16 protein-coding genes are annotated in these 15,872 nt (G+C 32.5%); all 16 read right to left on the bottom strand.

Annotated features, from left to right (window positions below; translation table 11 throughout):
- Positions 1–163: 163 nt before the first annotated feature.
- The 16 genes from DW959_RS08000 to DW959_RS08075 all read right to left on the bottom strand — a co-directional run bounded on the left by DW959_RS08000 (position 164) and on the right by DW959_RS08075 (position 15,695).
- Positions 164–1,069, bottom strand: a complete 906-nt coding sequence (locus tag DW959_RS08000; protein WP_118615838.1) for an SIR2 family protein — start codon at positions 1,067–1,069, stop codon at positions 164–166.
- A gap of 155 nt (positions 1,070–1,224) precedes the next feature.
- The gene (locus tag DW959_RS08005) at positions 1,225–1,506 is read right to left on the bottom strand and encodes a fibronectin type III domain-containing protein (protein WP_117808378.1); all 282 of its coding nucleotides are present in this window, start codon (positions 1,504–1,506) and stop codon (positions 1,225–1,227) included.
- Complete coding sequence (locus tag DW959_RS08010; RefSeq protein ID WP_117808379.1) at positions 1,493–1,933, bottom strand: hypothetical protein; 441 nt, start codon at positions 1,931–1,933, stop codon at positions 1,493–1,495. The genes DW959_RS08005 and DW959_RS08010 overlap by 14 nt, the downstream gene beginning before the upstream one ends.
- 257 nt (positions 1,934–2,190) lie before the next feature.
- Complete coding sequence (locus DW959_RS08015) at positions 2,191–2,724, bottom strand: macro domain-containing protein (RefSeq protein WP_242996130.1); 534 nt, start codon at positions 2,722–2,724, stop codon at positions 2,191–2,193.
- Positions 2,725–2,782: 58 nt separating this feature from the next.
- On the bottom strand, positions 2,783–3,463 hold the full coding sequence (locus DW959_RS08020; RefSeq protein WP_117808381.1) for a hypothetical protein: 681 nt from the start codon (positions 3,461–3,463) through the stop codon (positions 2,783–2,785).
- Positions 3,464–3,474: 11 nt separating this feature from the next.
- The gene (locus DW959_RS08025; protein ID WP_181983933.1) at positions 3,475–4,650 is read right to left on the bottom strand and encodes an SPFH domain-containing protein; all 1,176 of its coding nucleotides are present in this window, start codon (positions 4,648–4,650) and stop codon (positions 3,475–3,477) included.
- 14 nt (positions 4,651–4,664) lie between these two features.
- On the bottom strand, positions 4,665–5,156 hold the full coding sequence (locus tag DW959_RS08030) for a hypothetical protein (RefSeq protein ID WP_117808383.1): 492 nt from the start codon (positions 5,154–5,156) through the stop codon (positions 4,665–4,667).
- 39 nt (positions 5,157–5,195) lie between these two features.
- Positions 5,196–6,827 carry a hypothetical protein gene (locus DW959_RS08035; protein ID WP_118615840.1) on the bottom strand — a complete coding sequence of 544 codons (1,632 nt, stop codon included), beginning with the start codon at positions 6,825–6,827 and terminating at the stop codon, positions 5,196–5,198.
- Positions 6,828–6,839: 12 nt separating this feature from the next.
- Positions 6,840–9,512: an ATP-binding protein gene (locus DW959_RS08040; RefSeq protein ID WP_117808384.1), complete on the bottom strand. Its 2,673-nt coding sequence runs from the start codon at positions 9,510–9,512 to the stop codon at positions 6,840–6,842.
- Between the two features lie 29 nt (positions 9,513–9,541).
- Complete coding sequence (gene yidD, locus DW959_RS15090; protein ID WP_347465526.1) at positions 9,542–9,766, bottom strand: membrane protein insertion efficiency factor YidD; 225 nt, start codon at positions 9,764–9,766, stop codon at positions 9,542–9,544.
- Between the two features lie 414 nt (positions 9,767–10,180).
- Positions 10,181–10,729 (bottom strand): hypothetical protein, encoded by a 549-nt coding sequence (locus DW959_RS08050; RefSeq protein WP_118615842.1) that lies wholly within the window; start codon positions 10,727–10,729, stop codon positions 10,181–10,183.
- Positions 10,730–10,779: 50 nt separating this feature from the next.
- On the bottom strand, positions 10,780–11,517 hold the full coding sequence (locus tag DW959_RS08055) for a hypothetical protein (RefSeq protein ID WP_117808386.1): 738 nt from the start codon (positions 11,515–11,517) through the stop codon (positions 10,780–10,782).
- A 15-nt stretch (positions 11,518–11,532) separates the two neighbouring features.
- The gene (locus DW959_RS08060; protein WP_117823548.1) at positions 11,533–12,123 is read right to left on the bottom strand and encodes a hypothetical protein; all 591 of its coding nucleotides are present in this window, start codon (positions 12,121–12,123) and stop codon (positions 11,533–11,535) included.
- A gap of 167 nt (positions 12,124–12,290) precedes the next feature.
- Positions 12,291–12,494, bottom strand: coding sequence for a hypothetical protein (locus tag DW959_RS14185; RefSeq protein ID WP_118615844.1), 204 nt, complete (start codon positions 12,492–12,494; stop codon positions 12,291–12,293).
- Between the two features lie 62 nt (positions 12,495–12,556).
- Positions 12,557–13,207 (bottom strand): hypothetical protein, encoded by a 651-nt coding sequence (locus DW959_RS08070; protein ID WP_118615846.1) that lies wholly within the window; start codon positions 13,205–13,207, stop codon positions 12,557–12,559.
- 136 nt (positions 13,208–13,343) lie between these two features.
- Complete coding sequence (locus DW959_RS08075) at positions 13,344–15,695, bottom strand: RICIN domain-containing protein (RefSeq protein WP_181983932.1); 2,352 nt, start codon at positions 15,693–15,695, stop codon at positions 13,344–13,346.
- Positions 15,696–15,872: the final 177 nt, after the last annotated feature.

A 15,872-nucleotide genomic window follows, 5' to 3' on the forward strand; every position in this document is an offset into this window, starting at 1 on the left:
ATGGAATTCCTAAATAAAAACTTATCGAAAGAAGACATGCATATTGCATTTTTTCATTATATTCCTCTCCCAATTTCATAAATTCTTTTTTCCAATCTTGTTTCTTAGTTATGCTCTGAGAATATGTTTTTCCATTTGAAAAAATTCTAAAAAATTTGTTGTATCACATGGACATATGTTTTTCCATTTGAAAAAATTCTAAAAAATTTGTTGTATCACATGGACATACTATTCCATTATCAAAACATCCTATTAATCTACACTCATTATTATTAATTTCTATATTTTCTTCACTCCTACTGTGTTTCACATAAATAGCATTTCCTCTTCCCATACCCTTTAATGAATATAACAATGGATTTACATCTAGATTATCTACCCCTCCATATCCAAGAAAAATAATATATTTATCTTCTAACCATTCTGCTATTTTATTCTTAAAATTATCGGGAAGTTTATTTTTTACATTCGATAAACTTGCCCCTATAGTAGAAATATCACTAGAGATCCCATGGATATGATATATTTTTGCATTATTATGATCTGTACAATAAGTATATACCCCCTCTTTTTTTAAATGAACCTTTCCATCTTTATACATATCAAGATATGCCCTAACAATAAAATCTCCATAGTTTGTAGTAACAATATTCGAACCGTTATGTAAACAATATGCTAAAATATAATGTAGATAGTTGTAGCCATGTATATTGCTCGAAAATGATTTTAGACCATTTATAAATGAAAATTTTTTAATTTGATTTTTCTCGTAAATACGTATGGCCTCTATTATTGTTTCTAATCTTGGTATTTCTGCCATTGCATTCTTTTCACCAAATATTCTTTCTAGATTATCTCTCCTATTTTTCCATATATCTAATATTCTTTTTGCATTTTTTTCACCACATGATTTCTGAAGAACAAATTTTGTTAATTCCATTCCTAAAGGTAATCCTGTTATACCTCCACAATCAACTCCAGCTCCAATCCAAAAAACGATATCTTGAAGTTGCACATTTTTTAAAATATCTTGTACTTTTTTAAGATTAAGAATTTGAACTTTACTCATATTAAACCTCCCCTATTAAATTTTATAACATATACACAACTACTATTATAACATTATATCATATTTCGCATATATTTGATCATTTATAATAACCATAAATCACAAAAGAAGCCATGTTTCGTAAACATGACCTCTCCAATACTTGCTATAGCATTCTATTTGACTATCAAATTCTCAGCACTACTATATGCACTATATATTTTCTTCTTGTTAATTATTTTATAACTTCTGATTTTTACATAATATTTTTTTCCGGATTTTAAATTTGTTATCTTTTTAGTAGCTTTATTCTTAGATTTTATTGTATATTTGTTTTTGTTCTTTGAAAACTTTTTATCTGTAGCCACTAAAATCTCATAACCATCAACGCTACTATCCTTTTTCCATTTTATATTTACTGTACTCTTTGCTGCAGAAGAACTGCTAACAATTTTCATTTTTTTTAGGCTTAACGGTAACTGTAATTTGTTTGGAAACGGCTTTATACATTTGTGTTTCTTTTACTGATACCGTTACTTTCGCAATTCCTATACCTTTTATTGTAATTTTGCCTTTGCTATTTACAGTAACTACATTTTTATCAGACGATTTGTATTGAACTTTTCCATCTCCATTTGTTTTTGCTCCAAGACTAAAAGCCTTGGAATTAAGACTTTTCGTATATGCCGATTTAATACCTGATATTTCAGGGACCTGCTTATTTGTTGAAATAGTAAACACACATGTTGCAACACCACCATAATACTCATCAGTCTCTGCTACTGTCGCTTTTACAACATATGAGCCTTCCTTATTCGGTTTCTTAGTTGTATATGTATTACTTCCTAATTTTGCATATGTGTAACGAACAGTTCCATTCCCCATATTAAAGCTTCACCGACCCGCCAGCCAGACATTACCAGTACAAGCTCTGATAATACCTTTTTGTTGTTTCCATTTTGAGAACTTAAAACTTTCAAATTACATATACTTTCTTCACCTTGAATCGTATTATAATTTTCTCTATATGTATTTTCTTTTACATTTGATATTTGTATATTACTGCTATCGACCTTTGTATCCTTATTACATAAACACTTTACTATGTATATTATTCCTCTATATATTCTTCACAATATCTTTTAAATATATCCATCATATAGATAATTTACATTTTTTAACGCTTTTCTATATGCCCTACAAATACGTTCTCCGGATATAGCCCACTCAATCAAATCTATTTTTTCCGGATATTTGTATATAAAATCCATTACTGTTTTTATGGCTATCTCCGCTGCAATACTCGGTGGATAAGTAGATCTTCCTGTAGGTATAGCAGAAAACGCTATTGAATGTATATCATATTTTAACGCTAACTTTAATGAATTAATATAACAGCGCTCTAATAACTCTTTTTCTCCATAGTTTCCATCTATCCACACAGGTGCAACTGTATGTATAATATACCTGCATGGTAAATTATACCCACCTGTTATTTTTGCTTCTCCTTCTTTACAACCTCCTAATAAACAACATTCTTTTAATAACCTTTCACCAGCACAACGGTGAATATTTTTATATAAACCTGTTCCTGTCTGCAAATTTTTATTTGCTGCAACAACAATTGCGTCAATATAATTCATTTTTGTAATGTCCTTTTGTGCTACTTGAATCATTAAATACATCCCTTAATTATAAATAATAATCTGACTATGATATGTAAAATATTTTTATTTATCTCATAGTCTTTAATATTCTATTTCGCTCATTTGCATTAATTTTTATATTTAATAGGGTTTCATTTATGTCTTTCATATTTCCAGACAAAATATTCATGCTTAATGTATTTATCAATTCTAAAACTTTCTGCTCATAATCATATACAGAAATATCTGACTTAGCAGGGCTTGAGTGAATAAGATCATACAAATATTCTACCTGTTTATAAATATCTTTATCAAGTCCCATATCCAGCAAAGCTCTGAGTTTTGATGATCCTTCTCTGATATAATTCAATTCTTTTTCATGTGTCGTGTTTTGAGTAATCGTGTGTTCATTCGCCAACACATTAACTATCAGTATGATAAAATATATTGATGTAATAAATAAATTTACCAGTAAACATAATTTATATATCTTCATTTTTAATATAATAAAAACCAGACATTCTATAAAAACTATTAAAAAATATGTTAATGAAATTGTATCATTGCTTAACCCCAATTCAGATAACTTAGACTTCTCTCCCAACAATTTTGGTGCAAATAAAAATGTAACATAGGAAAAATGGATAAAACCATATGCAATCCACACTGATACAGGATGATGAATTCCTGAAATAACAAAAAAAGAAATATTAAAAATTACCACAAATATCATTTTTAAAGCAATCTGCAATATGTTTCTTCTATTCATTATTAACCACCTCACATTCTCTTCAATATTTCCGTTTTTTTAGCATCATATTCCGATGGTTCAATTAATCCTGCATCTAACATTTTCTTCAATTTAGTCAATATCGCAACAGGATCTTCATCAGAATTTTGTACTTGATCCATATCAGCATTTAGATCACTGTTTTTTGGTGAAAACCTACTATTTCGCATTGATGGCTGATTTACAGCATTGTTCATCTGCTGTGATTGTCGGTGCATTGGTTCAAACATCTGATTGGCCATATTTCCAAACACACTACCTGCTGCCATACCCATGCCCATACCTGCACCCATTGCTCCAACTCCACCTGCACCTGGATTTCTTGCAAGATCTCCTAAAATATTAGCTGCCTGCTGTCTGCCCCAGTCTTCTCCCATTATGTCCATATAGGATCGATCTCCTCTAGCAAGATTTGCTTTTCCTATTGCTGCAATCTGAGATTCATCTATAATATCATACTTTGACGTATCAACATCCAAGCCTGCTAACGAAAAACTTATACATTTAAGACCATACTCCTGAACAATCTCATCTATGCGTGGTTGTATTTGCTCAGATAGCTCATCTATATACGCATCTATTCCTATTAATTCTTGCTCTAATGAATTTAAATATCTAGATACTGCTGACTTTATCTTTCCCTGAAACTCATTCATAAAATATTTCTTTAATTCATCCTGAGCCTGATATTGAATGTTATTTCCAACAAGTTTTTCAAGAAATTTCGCCGGATTATCAATTCTTACCTTATATGCTCCCCGCACTCTAGCTTCCGTTCTGACACCCCAAACCTTATCCCTTACCTGTATTGGTGAATCTGTTCCCCATATTATCTCTTGACTATCAGCTCTTCTTACAAAATAAACCACACAATTGAAAGTGCTTATTCCTCCTGAAAAAGCATTTCTGAGTCTACTTATAAATGGATAATTTTCCGTAGACAATCTATATGTTCCATTATCAAATACTTGTTCAACATTTCCTTCTTTTATAAAAATCGCCTGTTCTCCAGGCATTACAATCAATGTGGAATTTGTATTAAAATCTTCTTCAGGCTGTCTCCATATTAACAATTCTCCCGGTCCACTATTCTTTATTACATCTGTCCAATGCTTTTTCCCTCCGTTATAAAATTCCTCATTAGGATTTCTTCCAAATAATGACATATTATTTCCTCCAATCATAATAAACTATTAAGCCATTCAAAATACGTTCTTCCATACTGCCAATAAACCGCTTTTAACTGATTATTTACACATGCACAAAAGTAATCAGCATATAAAATTATCTTTTCCTTTATGTTTTCAGGATTCGTTAAAATCTCATCTGTCAAATCAACAAGGAAATCATACTTATTTGTATTATTTATTACATCTTTTGGTATATTGTGTCTGTTAAATAAATTTATATCCGGCTCATCTTCACAATTATTCAGAACCTTACGCTCCAAAATATCATCTAGATTTTTCGGATTTATATAATATACACACCTCACCATAACTTTTCGTTTTGTATTACCATATGCCCCTTGCAAATAATAAACAAAAAAAGTTAAATATAATTTTCCTTTCACTTCTGCAACAAATGGAATTGATAACGATTCATTATCCATAATCTGTATTGGCAAACCATACGAATTTACCAATTCAATAATTTCTTTAATTGTTTTCATAATCTCTTCTCCCAGAATAAATGTGAACTTAGCTTCCGTTTACCATATAGGTTTTTTTGATATTATTGCAACTCCACGCTTTACATTAAATGCCTGTAAAAAATCTACTACTTTTACTTTCCTGCATGCATCACGCGCCAAATCTCTTCCTGTATCGTTTATATAAAAATGTGTGAGATTACCTGTTATAGCATCTCTGGCACAACTCATAACTCCAATAGCATGATTAGCTCCACCATCTCCATAACAATCATTAAGATCTATATTTTCAATATTATCACTCTCATAAAGCTTTCCTGCATTGACTCCAACAGAAACAGCCTTTCCACTTTCAACAGCCTCCGCTATATGCTCTAAATTTTTTGATCCGTCCAAATATGCGTCTACACCAAATTGTTTCCATATCACAGGTATATTTTCTGGTAAAACGCCTCCGCTTTCGCTGCATAAAGCATTACCATACATATCCATATGAGTCGATGCATATTTTACAATATCATTTTCAACATTACGACTACCTCCTATTTCCAGCCAACTTCCAAGATTTGCCAAAGCACACGTTCCCTCCTTGTCAAACTCATTAATTCCCTGTGAATAAGGTAACTCATTCAATAATCTGTCCGGATGATCAAAAATTTTCTGTTCAGATCCATCATCCAATTCTATATTATTTATTGTTTGATTCGTTTTTTCTAACGGAAACACATCTACATTGGGCTCATTCGCATCCATTCCCTCTATAGATTTAGGAGATCGTATATCTTTTGCCTGATTATTAATATCATGTATCTTATTCGTATTATCCGACACATATGCATTATCTTCTGTATCATCTTCCCAAAAGTTCTTAATCTTGTCCGAAAATGAGTTTAATTCATCGCTTGATATATCAACACTTTCATTTTCCTGCATATCATCTATAGTCTGTTGACTTTTCATTTTCTGAAGTCTATCTTTTTCTTCATACCATTCTGAACTTTCCTCTTGCCACTGATCTTTTAAAGATGTCAAACGATTTTTTTCCATCTCTAATGAAGATATTTTATCTTCATTTTCCATTTCTGAATCTTCAATTATCCTATTATATTCATCTGCAATCTCTTTTGCTTCATCTAGATATGGTTGCTTTGCGTTTTCTATTCCCTTGTCTAAAGCGGAAATTTCTTCATCATACTCTGGTACATATGTACTTGTATCTCCATTTGGTTTTAACACCTTTACAGGAATACCACCATCCTCTCCTGTCTCATTCATTTCAAAAGCTTCCTCTTCTGTGTCTTCTGGTATTTCCTCTACTTCTGCTTCTTCTAATCCTTCTGCAGGGGTGAAATCTTCCTCCATCTCCGAAACTTCTTCAGAGGCTTCTTCTTCCGTATCTTCTGGTATTTCCTCTACTTCTGCTTCTTCTAATCCTTCTGCAGGGGTGAAATCTTCCTCCATTTCCGAAGTTTCTTCAGAGATTTCCTCTTCCGTATCTTCCGGTATCTCCTCTACCTCTGCTTCTTCTAATCCCTCTGCAGGGGTGAAATCTTCCTCCATCTCTGAAACTTCTTCAGAAACTTCCTCTTCCGTATCTTCCGGTATCTCCTCTACCTCTGCTTCTTCTAATTCCTCTGTAGGGGTGAAATCTTCCTTAACATCTTCAGTAACTTCTCGAAATTCATCTCCCATATATTTTTATCCTCATGACTTTCTCAAAGAATTATGTATTATTTTTTCATTCACCGAAATATTGGTTCCATATACTATTTTTCTCCATAATTGTACTTTTACACAAGCTAACAATTCCGGTGAAAATTCTTCATCATTTAATTCATATTTTGTTAATTTTGTTATTTGCGCAAACACTTTTTTTATCGTATTAAAATCCGACATATCTGATTTGAAATTTTTTACAAAAATTCTACGTGCTATTTCCTTAGCCAATATTCTTCTTTCATAAATGCAACACTCCTTGCAACAAAGCACCTCTTCACATTCAGGATATGGTCTTAAATTTTTCTTTTTATCATTCCAATAAGTTATAAGTTTTCCGATATCCTTATCTGATAATGTAATATCAATATTGTTTTCAAGACGATAATCTGGTGTAACTACCTCTTCCGGACTATCCAGCTTATTAAAAAACAAAAATGCCTCGCCAGGTTTCAATCTTGATAACCTTTGTTCTTGACCATCTCCCATATTCATACTGTCTGCAATTATCTGCTTATCAGTTGCCTCAACTAATCTGAATACCATTTTCATATCCGTAAGTGCAACAACATCTGTAGACACTTTTCTAGGTGACTGATCCGCTATTATTATTCCAACACCATATGAACGTATCTCAGCCAACATACGCTTAACTAAATTCTGAGCTATCGCACTTGGATTAGTATCACCCTGTCCAACATTTGATGACGCATCTAATAATACATGAGCTTCTTCAAGAAGCATTACATTTTTCAATCCCCCATCACCAACATAATTTGCATTTACATATGCCAATATCGATAATAATAACAATGATATTATCAATGCTTTCTGATCACTATTTTCTATAGCAGCTAACTCTATAATGGTCGGTTTCTGCAATAAATCTTGTATTGGAATTGAAAAATAATTATCAAATAAATTTTCAAGACTCTTCAATCGCACCACTCCAGCACGTCCAATGTTTTTTGCATCTCCTGTATATCCAATCTCATCAAAAGTATTTTTAAAACACTTTATAAAATCTGTTATATTAAATATCTGACCTTTGTCAGCTGTAGTATAATTATCCAACCATCTAAAATCCGAATAACAATTATTAATTGCCTCTTCAAAAATTTTATCAAGCGGTGTTGTCATCGATACAGCCGCAGCAAAAGCCGTCTTCAATGTAGATTTATATGTCTCCAACCTAACATTTTCCGGTGGAACAAATGGATTAAATACAAAAGGCGATATAAAATTTTTACCCGGTGTAAATATCTGTATCTCTGGAATGCTCTGTATTAAAGCTCTATATTCATTCTTTGCAGGTTCAATAACCAAAAAAGGAATATTATGTTCTTTCCACAATCTATCCAACAAACTCACAGAAAATGTTGTTTTTCCCGAACCAGGGGTTCCTACTACTAACATGTGTTTTGCCAGATCTTTAAGTGAAATTCCAATTGTATTCTTTTCGGAATTTTTCAAAATACCAATTTCTATATCTCCTGCATTTATAAGATTGTCTGCATAAGTTTTACTAGCACTTTCCGAATCATTTATCGGCAATCCTGCAGATATACGACCATTTCCCAGTGGTAATCTAAATATGCCTCCAGCTTCTTTTGCCGATATAACATATGGCATTCTATATAAAAATTGATTTGAGTTATCCTGATTCCATATATATGGATTTCTATTTAGGTCAATTAACAGCTCATTTACAATCCATGGAAATGAATAATAATTATCCGTAATCCGAAGTTGAGAAGTGTCCATATGGACCTGTTTCATAAAAACCGGATTTTCTGAATCATACGATATATAACCCTGTACTTTTGATGCAAGCTTATCTGTATTGCCATAGGATCCTGCAACAATTATATTATATCCAAACATTGCCCCAGCACTTACTGTTTGGTAATATTTATATATTTCAGCCAAATGTCCCGCTGCCGAAATACTTACATTTCCTATTCCCTGCGTCATAACGCCTTTATTTAAAGTATCCAAAATCTGCGCAATTCGTGCTATCTCTGTTTTTTCCTCTACAGTTAATTGTGTTGGAAACAACTGAATAGAAAACATACTATATGGTTGTTCTGTCAATTCATTCATGATAGAACTCATATCATGTGCATATGAATCAAACACATCAATAGAATAAGCTGCAGATAAAAACTGATTATTAAGATTTTCTTCTCTTTCATCTTTAACAATTGCTATACTGTCTTCAATCTGTACCCCGCTAATTATTTCTGTTAATCTTGGAAACTCAATTTCCTCAAATCCATATTTCTGTAATTTTAAGGAAGATTCATATAAACTATATATCTGTTCAATTATTGCCTGTGCAGACGACTGATCACCTGAAATTGCTCGAATAACTAAAAATGGTCTTATCTTCGCCTTATAAGGCTGATTATTCACTGGTTCTGTTACCCATAACAGCTCCATAGATATCTCTGCATTGGAATTTTGTGATATAATATATTTATAATTTTGAAAAACTTCAGATGCAAGGCTACTAAAGTTATTCATATATTCTTTTTCTATATCTGTATAATCTTGATACCTAGAACTTATAATTGATATATCTGGAATCGATGTTATTTCTATTGAGCATACCCCTACATATTCACCACTGCTAATCTCCATAAAGCTTATTTTATTCACCCATATCACCTTCCTAACTACTTAAACTCTTAAGGATAATCCACCCCACCATATGATCCACATTTTATTATCCTACACACAGCTTTATAACCACCATAAAATGCACCATATTTTTCAATAGCTAAGATTGCATATTCAGAACAACTTGGAATATAACAACACATCAATCTGGTCTGTGCTGATGCATATCTTTGGTAAACTTTTATACTCCATATAGCAATCATCTTTGAACAAATAATTCCTTGATAAAGCATGCACCAAGATACAATCAACATATAACTAACTATGTCATAAACATTATGAATCCATTCATAATCCATTAAATACGTATATATTTCTTTTGATATCAAACATGCTATTAAAGTAAATAAAATAGCAAAAGCACTTGCCTTCTTCCAATTTATATACGGTCTTACCAATTTTCTATCATAAATAGGATGAATCAACTGTCTTTCTTTATCATCCACATATCGAATTCTTTTTTTTTCCATATTATTCTAAAAATGTCAAAGATCCATATTATTATCTAATGGATTCTTTGACATCTATAATTCAAATTAACTATTATGCATTTTTCTTCTCACGAAGTTTCTGCTTCATTCCTCGAATCGCTGTTTCGAAATCTTTAACTTCCGATAATGAACATTCGAACTCTATTCCTGCCCCTCTCATTCTGAATGTAGTGGTTGGAATTCTCTTTCCATCTCTATCAACTTCTTCTTCTGATATTGTTGTAAATGCTGTAATATCCTTGTAAAAATATTCATCTGTGATTTCCGTTGTATAATCATCATCGAGATTAAATCTTCGTCTATATACATGTACCTGTGAATCACTAAAAAAAGCCATGCTATTTCATAAGTAGTACTAACCCAACGTCCACTAGCAGTTTGCTTAGTATACGCATTTTCCCCTCTAAATCCTTCAAAATACACCGGCGGAATTTCTCTTACTTCATCCGCATCCAGTCCTATTTTATCAAGTGCCTTCTGTATTGAATTATAGTGTGACCGTGCACTAGCCACAATATCATAATATTGTGAATCTGTTATCGTTTTTGCACCACATCCTTCACGTTTAAAGTATGTAATAACATCTGCCTGCGTCTTCGTTTTTCCTTGAGTAAGTGCTCTTACCATTTTTGCATTATCAGATCCTATCGTATTTTTGTAATAAATAATTGCTACTCCAATCAAAATAATAATTACTGCTACCATATTTCTTTCTCCTTCTTCATTTGCTATATTTTATTTTTATATAATCAGCCTTAAGGCCGTAATTTTTTTTCGCGTAGTTTTTGTCTCATTCCATTTATGGATTGAACTACATTATCACAATTTGTCAATGCACATTCAAAGTTTATTCCAGCACCATACATACCAAATTTTTCTGTCGGCACCGTTATATTATTTTGTCCAACCTCTTCCTCTGATATTGTAGAAAATGAATTTACATCCTTGTAAAAATATTCTGATGTAGATTCCTTTTTATTTTCTTTATCCATATCAAATCCACAACTATACACATGCACCTGTGAATCACTAAAAAAAATCCATGTCACCTCATATCTGGAACTAATCCATTTTCCGTTAGCAGTCTTTTTTACATACGTATTTTTGTAATCAAATCCTTCAAAACATACAGGACTGATTTCGTTAACTTGTGCTTCATCAATCCCTAATTTGTTTAATGCATATTTTACAGATCCATATTTCTGTTTTTTGCGATCTACCATCTGCAAATACTGCTCATCAGAAATAATCTTAGCGCCACATCCTGCCCTAAGAAAATATGCAATAACTTCAGACTGTTCTGAATTTTTACCATTACATAATTGCTTAACCATTTTTGCATTTTTAAAAGAATCATAATTTCTAATAATGATAATAATTCCTAAAAAAACTAAAGCATACAGCAATATAAAAATGAATGAACTACCAGCAGAACTACTGCCTTCATGAATCGTTTCTATATAAACCGCAAATTCTATATACTTATTTATCATTCTTCCTCGTCACCTCTACATACAATCCGGTCGACTAACGTTCAACACGTCATACAACATCTGAATATCAACATCCGGCACTCCAACATCTATAGCCATACTAAGACATTCTCTATAATCTGGTGAGGTCATATAACTCTTACGCGAAAAATAATCATATTTTATATAAGCCATAAAATAGTAGTAGATTCCTCTTGGTTCTACCATTAACGCTGCATCTATATATTCTAATGCTTTGTCTATATTAGATCTTGGATTAAGAAATGCTTTCTTACCACCAAGAATGCAAACAGCCGCATAAAAATATGTTTCAGAATCATCAAAATTATCAATCATAGCCTTATCAAACGCTTCTAGCGCTTTAGCATATAAGTGCAATTTCAAGAAACATATTCCGATAGATTTATTAATTTCCTTATTTTCGGGATCAGTACCCAATTCCTTTTTATAAAAATTTATATAACGATTTACCATTGGACTCGGCATAGAATTTACACTGTTAAAAGAAGTAATATTAATTGGATGTCCTGCTGGACATTCTTTTTGTCCAACACTTATCGGGAATCCACAATTAGGGCATTTTAAATCCATAACATTATAAGCCATTTTATCTTTCTCCCACTCATATCTATATATTTTTACTATAATGTCTCAGTAAATTTAAAATAATAATATCATATATTTTCTTCAAAAACCGTCCCATGCAAAACTGACATTCTACATTGCTTTTTCGACAAAACAAGCGAGACAGATTCCCGTCTCGCTTGTTCCTTTTATTGCTCTACCTTTGTCCATCCTAAGAAAGTATCACTTTCAACAATCCTGTAATCATCTGTATAATCATTGTCATAAGTGTCATCACTTCCTGATGCATATCCTGCCAATTTACTATTTAAAGTTGATTCTTTCTTTTCAGCATTACATAAATACCACTCTCCCGTTTCTTTATCGTATACTGCCCTTACCCAGCGATCCATTGTTTTTCCGGTATCTCTGCTTCTCCATAATATATAATACTCTAATGCATCATAGTTATTTGTTATAGAAGTAACACTTGCCTCTGCAATATCATGTGGAGCAGATATTCCAATATAATTAAACAAATCACCAATTGTATATGATGGAGCATTTGTGAATTCAAATTTGACATCATGTCTATTACCAAACGCATCTTTCTCATATTCAGAATCTGAATCCGAATCATCCTGCCCATATTTTCATAATAAAACATTTTATCCTCAAGACTATAATCCCATTTAACTATAGTATCTGTACCAAAGATATTTTTTTCTACAATTACCGGAACTCCTCTTAAATATCCCTGAGGGACTTCTACATCTACCCGTACATAATAAACAATATAATAGTCATCTGTTTTATAATAATTATCCACCGACAATATATCTACCTGACCTACATCTTCAATTTCTATCTCCACGGTATGTTTGTTTGCATCATATACTTTTCCTGATGTATGCAGTAAATCTTGTGCTATATCATACTGCTGTTTATGTGTTACCATAACAATTTCTGGAATTACACCAAAAAATACCGTGGCAATCAAAATACAAATTAATAAAACTTTTTCACTTACCCTAAATAAAGTATGTTTATCTATTTCGCTCATATATAAATGAACCCAAATAATAAGAGTACAAATACAACCTATAACTAATACAATTACCTGCATATTTTTCTCCAATCATTTGTTATATATTTTTACCGCATATTTCAATAGCCTTTGCTATCAGATGCTATTGAAATATGCGGTAAATTACCTATAATTATTCTTTACTATTGTATGCCGAACTTATGCCAGCAAACTTCTATTGTACTTTTCCTTTTACTACTCTGTAGCGTTTGCCTTTGACCGTTACATAACCTGTCTTGTTACTCTTTTTGCCCTTAACTACATAGTATTTCTTTCCTGATTTCTTAACAATACCTTTATATTTTGGCTGCCATACACCTTTCTTTACATACCACCATTTTCCATCTGTATTTTTTACCAGTTTTGTACTATTTTTCTTTCTTCCCTTATATACATAGTAGTATTTTCCATCCGTATGTTTTACAATTCCGGTAAATTTCGACTGCCATTTTCCATTTTTAATATAGCACCATGTACCATTTGTACGCTTTAATAAACCTGTATAATTTGTTTGTTTTACACCATTTCTATAGTAATACCAGCCTTTGGAAGTCTTTTTCATTCCATTATACGCTGCTGTTGTAACAGTCAAAACATTGCTGTTATAACTTGTATGGATTGAAGTCTTATTATAAGTACATGTACCATATGCCTTAACTAAAAAATTATATGTAGTATTCTGTTTTAATCCCGATAATGTACAGGAGGTTGTAGATTTTCCAGCTACATCAAGTACTCTTTGCCATTTTTTACTTGCTGTATCATACATATAAACGTAATATCCATTAGCTCCATTTACTTCATTCCAGGAAAGACTTATCTTCTTTGTCAAAGCTGCTGTTATCCATACATTAGTGCTGTCAAGATATAATCCATATCCACCGTATTCAGAAGCACCTGTCGTGTAATTATTCACAGCTCTCACAAGATATTGATATGTCACGCCTGACACGCAATTTGTATCCTTATATGTATTTGTGGTTCCACCAGCAACTGTAGTCAGCTTTGCATAATTTGTATCGGTCTGCTTTTTCCGGTAAATTTCATATTTTGTAGCACCAGATACTGTCTGCCATGACAATTTAAATCCGCCCTGTATTCTTGCTAGTCCTGTCACACTACATTTACTTAAATTAATGGATTGCTTTTGTATCGTAAATTTCTGAGCACCTGAATCATTTCTTTCATACAACCACACATTGGTACCATCTGCTGATCCATAGCTTTCAACATCCAGAACTGCAGATCCACACGAAGCATTTAAGAAATATGCACCTGCTGTACCTCTGATAAACCATCTCTGTGCCGTTGCATTATTTCTTGGATACACCCATACATTGGTGCCATTTGTCTGTTCCCAATTATAATCATCAAGAGCTTTTCCTGATGCATAGTTTACAATCTCATAGGAACCATTGCTCTGTCTTATAAAATGCCATAACTGATTTGCTTGATTTGAACCTGTTCGGATCGTTACATTATCATCACTATCAGCTGTAACATATTTTTTTATTCCGGTATTCATTATAGTAGCATAAAAATCATTACCTAGATTTTGAGTTTCACTATCATAGCCATAAGTGCATACTGTTTTTGATGCCATTCTCTGTCGATTATCTTTATCATTATATGGCACTGCCCAGACATTTATCCGATAATGTCCTGCTTCCGGTATAGTAAATTGGTAACTATTTGCATTTACATCCCCATTTGCACCTGTTGCACCACCATAACATTCCTTACTTGTGTCAGTATTTGTAATAATCAGCCAATAATGAAGAAAGTCACTTTGACTGCTGGTTTTATCCCATGTTATATTCATTGTCTCACCAACAGCATAACAATTTCTATTTGTTGTTATCGTTGGTGTCGTCATTTCACCATGCGCTGTCTGTGATGATGACAATTCATGCAGTTTTACAACATATACTGCACCCGCGTTCATTCTCCATGCCGCAAAATTCTTACGGTTATTGCTGTGGGCCGAAACCAATGGTGTATTTCCGGACACTCCGGTACAGATACCAGCATGATCAATGTCATTTGGAACCTTACCATCTACTTCTGTTCCCCATACATAAAATAACGGATCACCTATTTTTACATCTGACGGAGAAGGATTTCTTACAATCAAACCACTATACTCCGGTTTTGCCCGGAACCATTCCAATAAATAATCCGCTCTTTTCCATGCTGTTGAATACGCATACCATGTGCCATCCGTTTGTAATCCTCCGGCTACTAAACACTGTGAAACGTAGTTCGCACAATCATTACCTTGAAAATATGCATATCCGCTATTATATGAATTAACGTTTGTTCCACCACTGTTATCTGTATAAGTTAATCCATAATTTGCCGCCGCACCTCCATTATAAGTTGTTGCTGCTTTCACTTTGCTTATATTGTTTTTACCAAATATATCATTTGGCATATAAACAATTATCATGGCAGCAACCATCACCATACAAATGGTTTTCTTCCATATTCTTGCCATATGGAACTTTCCTTTTCTTACATCATTCATAAACATTCGTCTCCCTTCATTTATTTTCAATACACGCTTCAAAAGTTCTGGTTAATTTATATAATAATATCACAAATATAAACCCATAACCGTCCCCTGCAATTTTGACATTCTACATTGCATTTTCGACAAAAAAGAACCTGCTATGACTTTCATCACACTGACGAAATCATAGCA

Source organism: Clostridium sp. AM46-21, from assembly GCF_003480025.1.
Classification (GTDB): Bacteria; Bacillota; Clostridia; order Lachnospirales; family Lachnospiraceae; genus Coprococcus; species Coprococcus ammoniilyticus.

What these genes read in the sequence shown, in the direction of transcription:
- DW959_RS08000 (WP_118615838.1), bottom strand. Translation starts at nt 1,069, where the DNA reads ATGAGTAAAGTTCAAATTCTTAATCTTAAAAAAGTACAAGATATTTTA.
- DW959_RS08005 (WP_117808378.1), bottom strand. Translation starts at nt 1,506, where the DNA reads ATGAAAATTGTTAGCAGTTCTTCTGCAGCAAAGAGTACAGTAAATATA.
- DW959_RS08010 (WP_117808379.1), bottom strand. Translation starts at nt 1,933, where the DNA reads ATGGGGAATGGAACTGTTCGTTACACATATGCAAAATTAGGAAGTAAT.
- DW959_RS08015 (WP_242996130.1), bottom strand. Translation starts at nt 2,724, where the DNA reads ATGATTCAAGTAGCACAAAAGGACATTACAAAAATGAATTATATTGAC.
- DW959_RS08020 (WP_117808381.1), bottom strand. Translation starts at nt 3,463, where the DNA reads ATGAATAGAAGAAACATATTGCAGATTGCTTTAAAAATGATATTTGTG.
- DW959_RS08025 (WP_181983933.1), bottom strand. Translation starts at nt 4,650, where the DNA reads ATGTCATTATTTGGAAGAAATCCTAATGAGGAATTTTATAACGGAGGG.
- DW959_RS08030 (WP_117808383.1), bottom strand. Translation starts at nt 5,156, where the DNA reads ATGAAAACAATTAAAGAAATTATTGAATTGGTAAATTCGTATGGTTTG.
- DW959_RS08035 (WP_118615840.1), bottom strand. Translation starts at nt 6,827, where the DNA reads ATGGGAGATGAATTTCGAGAAGTTACTGAAGATGTTAAGGAAGATTTC.
- yidD (WP_347465526.1), bottom strand. Translation starts at nt 9,766, where the DNA reads ATGCTTTATCAAGGAATTATTTGTTCAAAGATGATTGCTATATGGAGT.
- DW959_RS08050 (WP_118615842.1), bottom strand. Translation starts at nt 10,729, where the DNA reads ATGGTAGCAGTAATTATTATTTTGATTGGAGTAGCAATTATTTATTAC.
- DW959_RS08055 (WP_117808386.1), bottom strand. Translation starts at nt 11,517, where the DNA reads ATGATAAATAAGTATATAGAATTTGCGGTTTATATAGAAACGATTCAT.
- DW959_RS08060 (WP_117823548.1), bottom strand. Translation starts at nt 12,123, where the DNA reads ATGGCTTATAATGTTATGGATTTAAAATGCCCTAATTGTGGATTCCCG.
- DW959_RS14185 (WP_118615844.1), bottom strand. Translation starts at nt 12,494, where the DNA reads ATGGATCGCTGGGTAAGGGCAGTATACGATAAAGAAACGGGAGAGTGG.
- DW959_RS08070 (WP_118615846.1), bottom strand. Translation starts at nt 13,207, where the DNA reads ATGCAGGTAATTGTATTAGTTATAGGTTGTATTTGTACTCTTATTATT.
- DW959_RS08075 (WP_181983932.1), bottom strand. Translation starts at nt 15,695, where the DNA reads ATGAATGATGTAAGAAAAGGAAAGTTCCATATGGCAAGAATATGGAAG.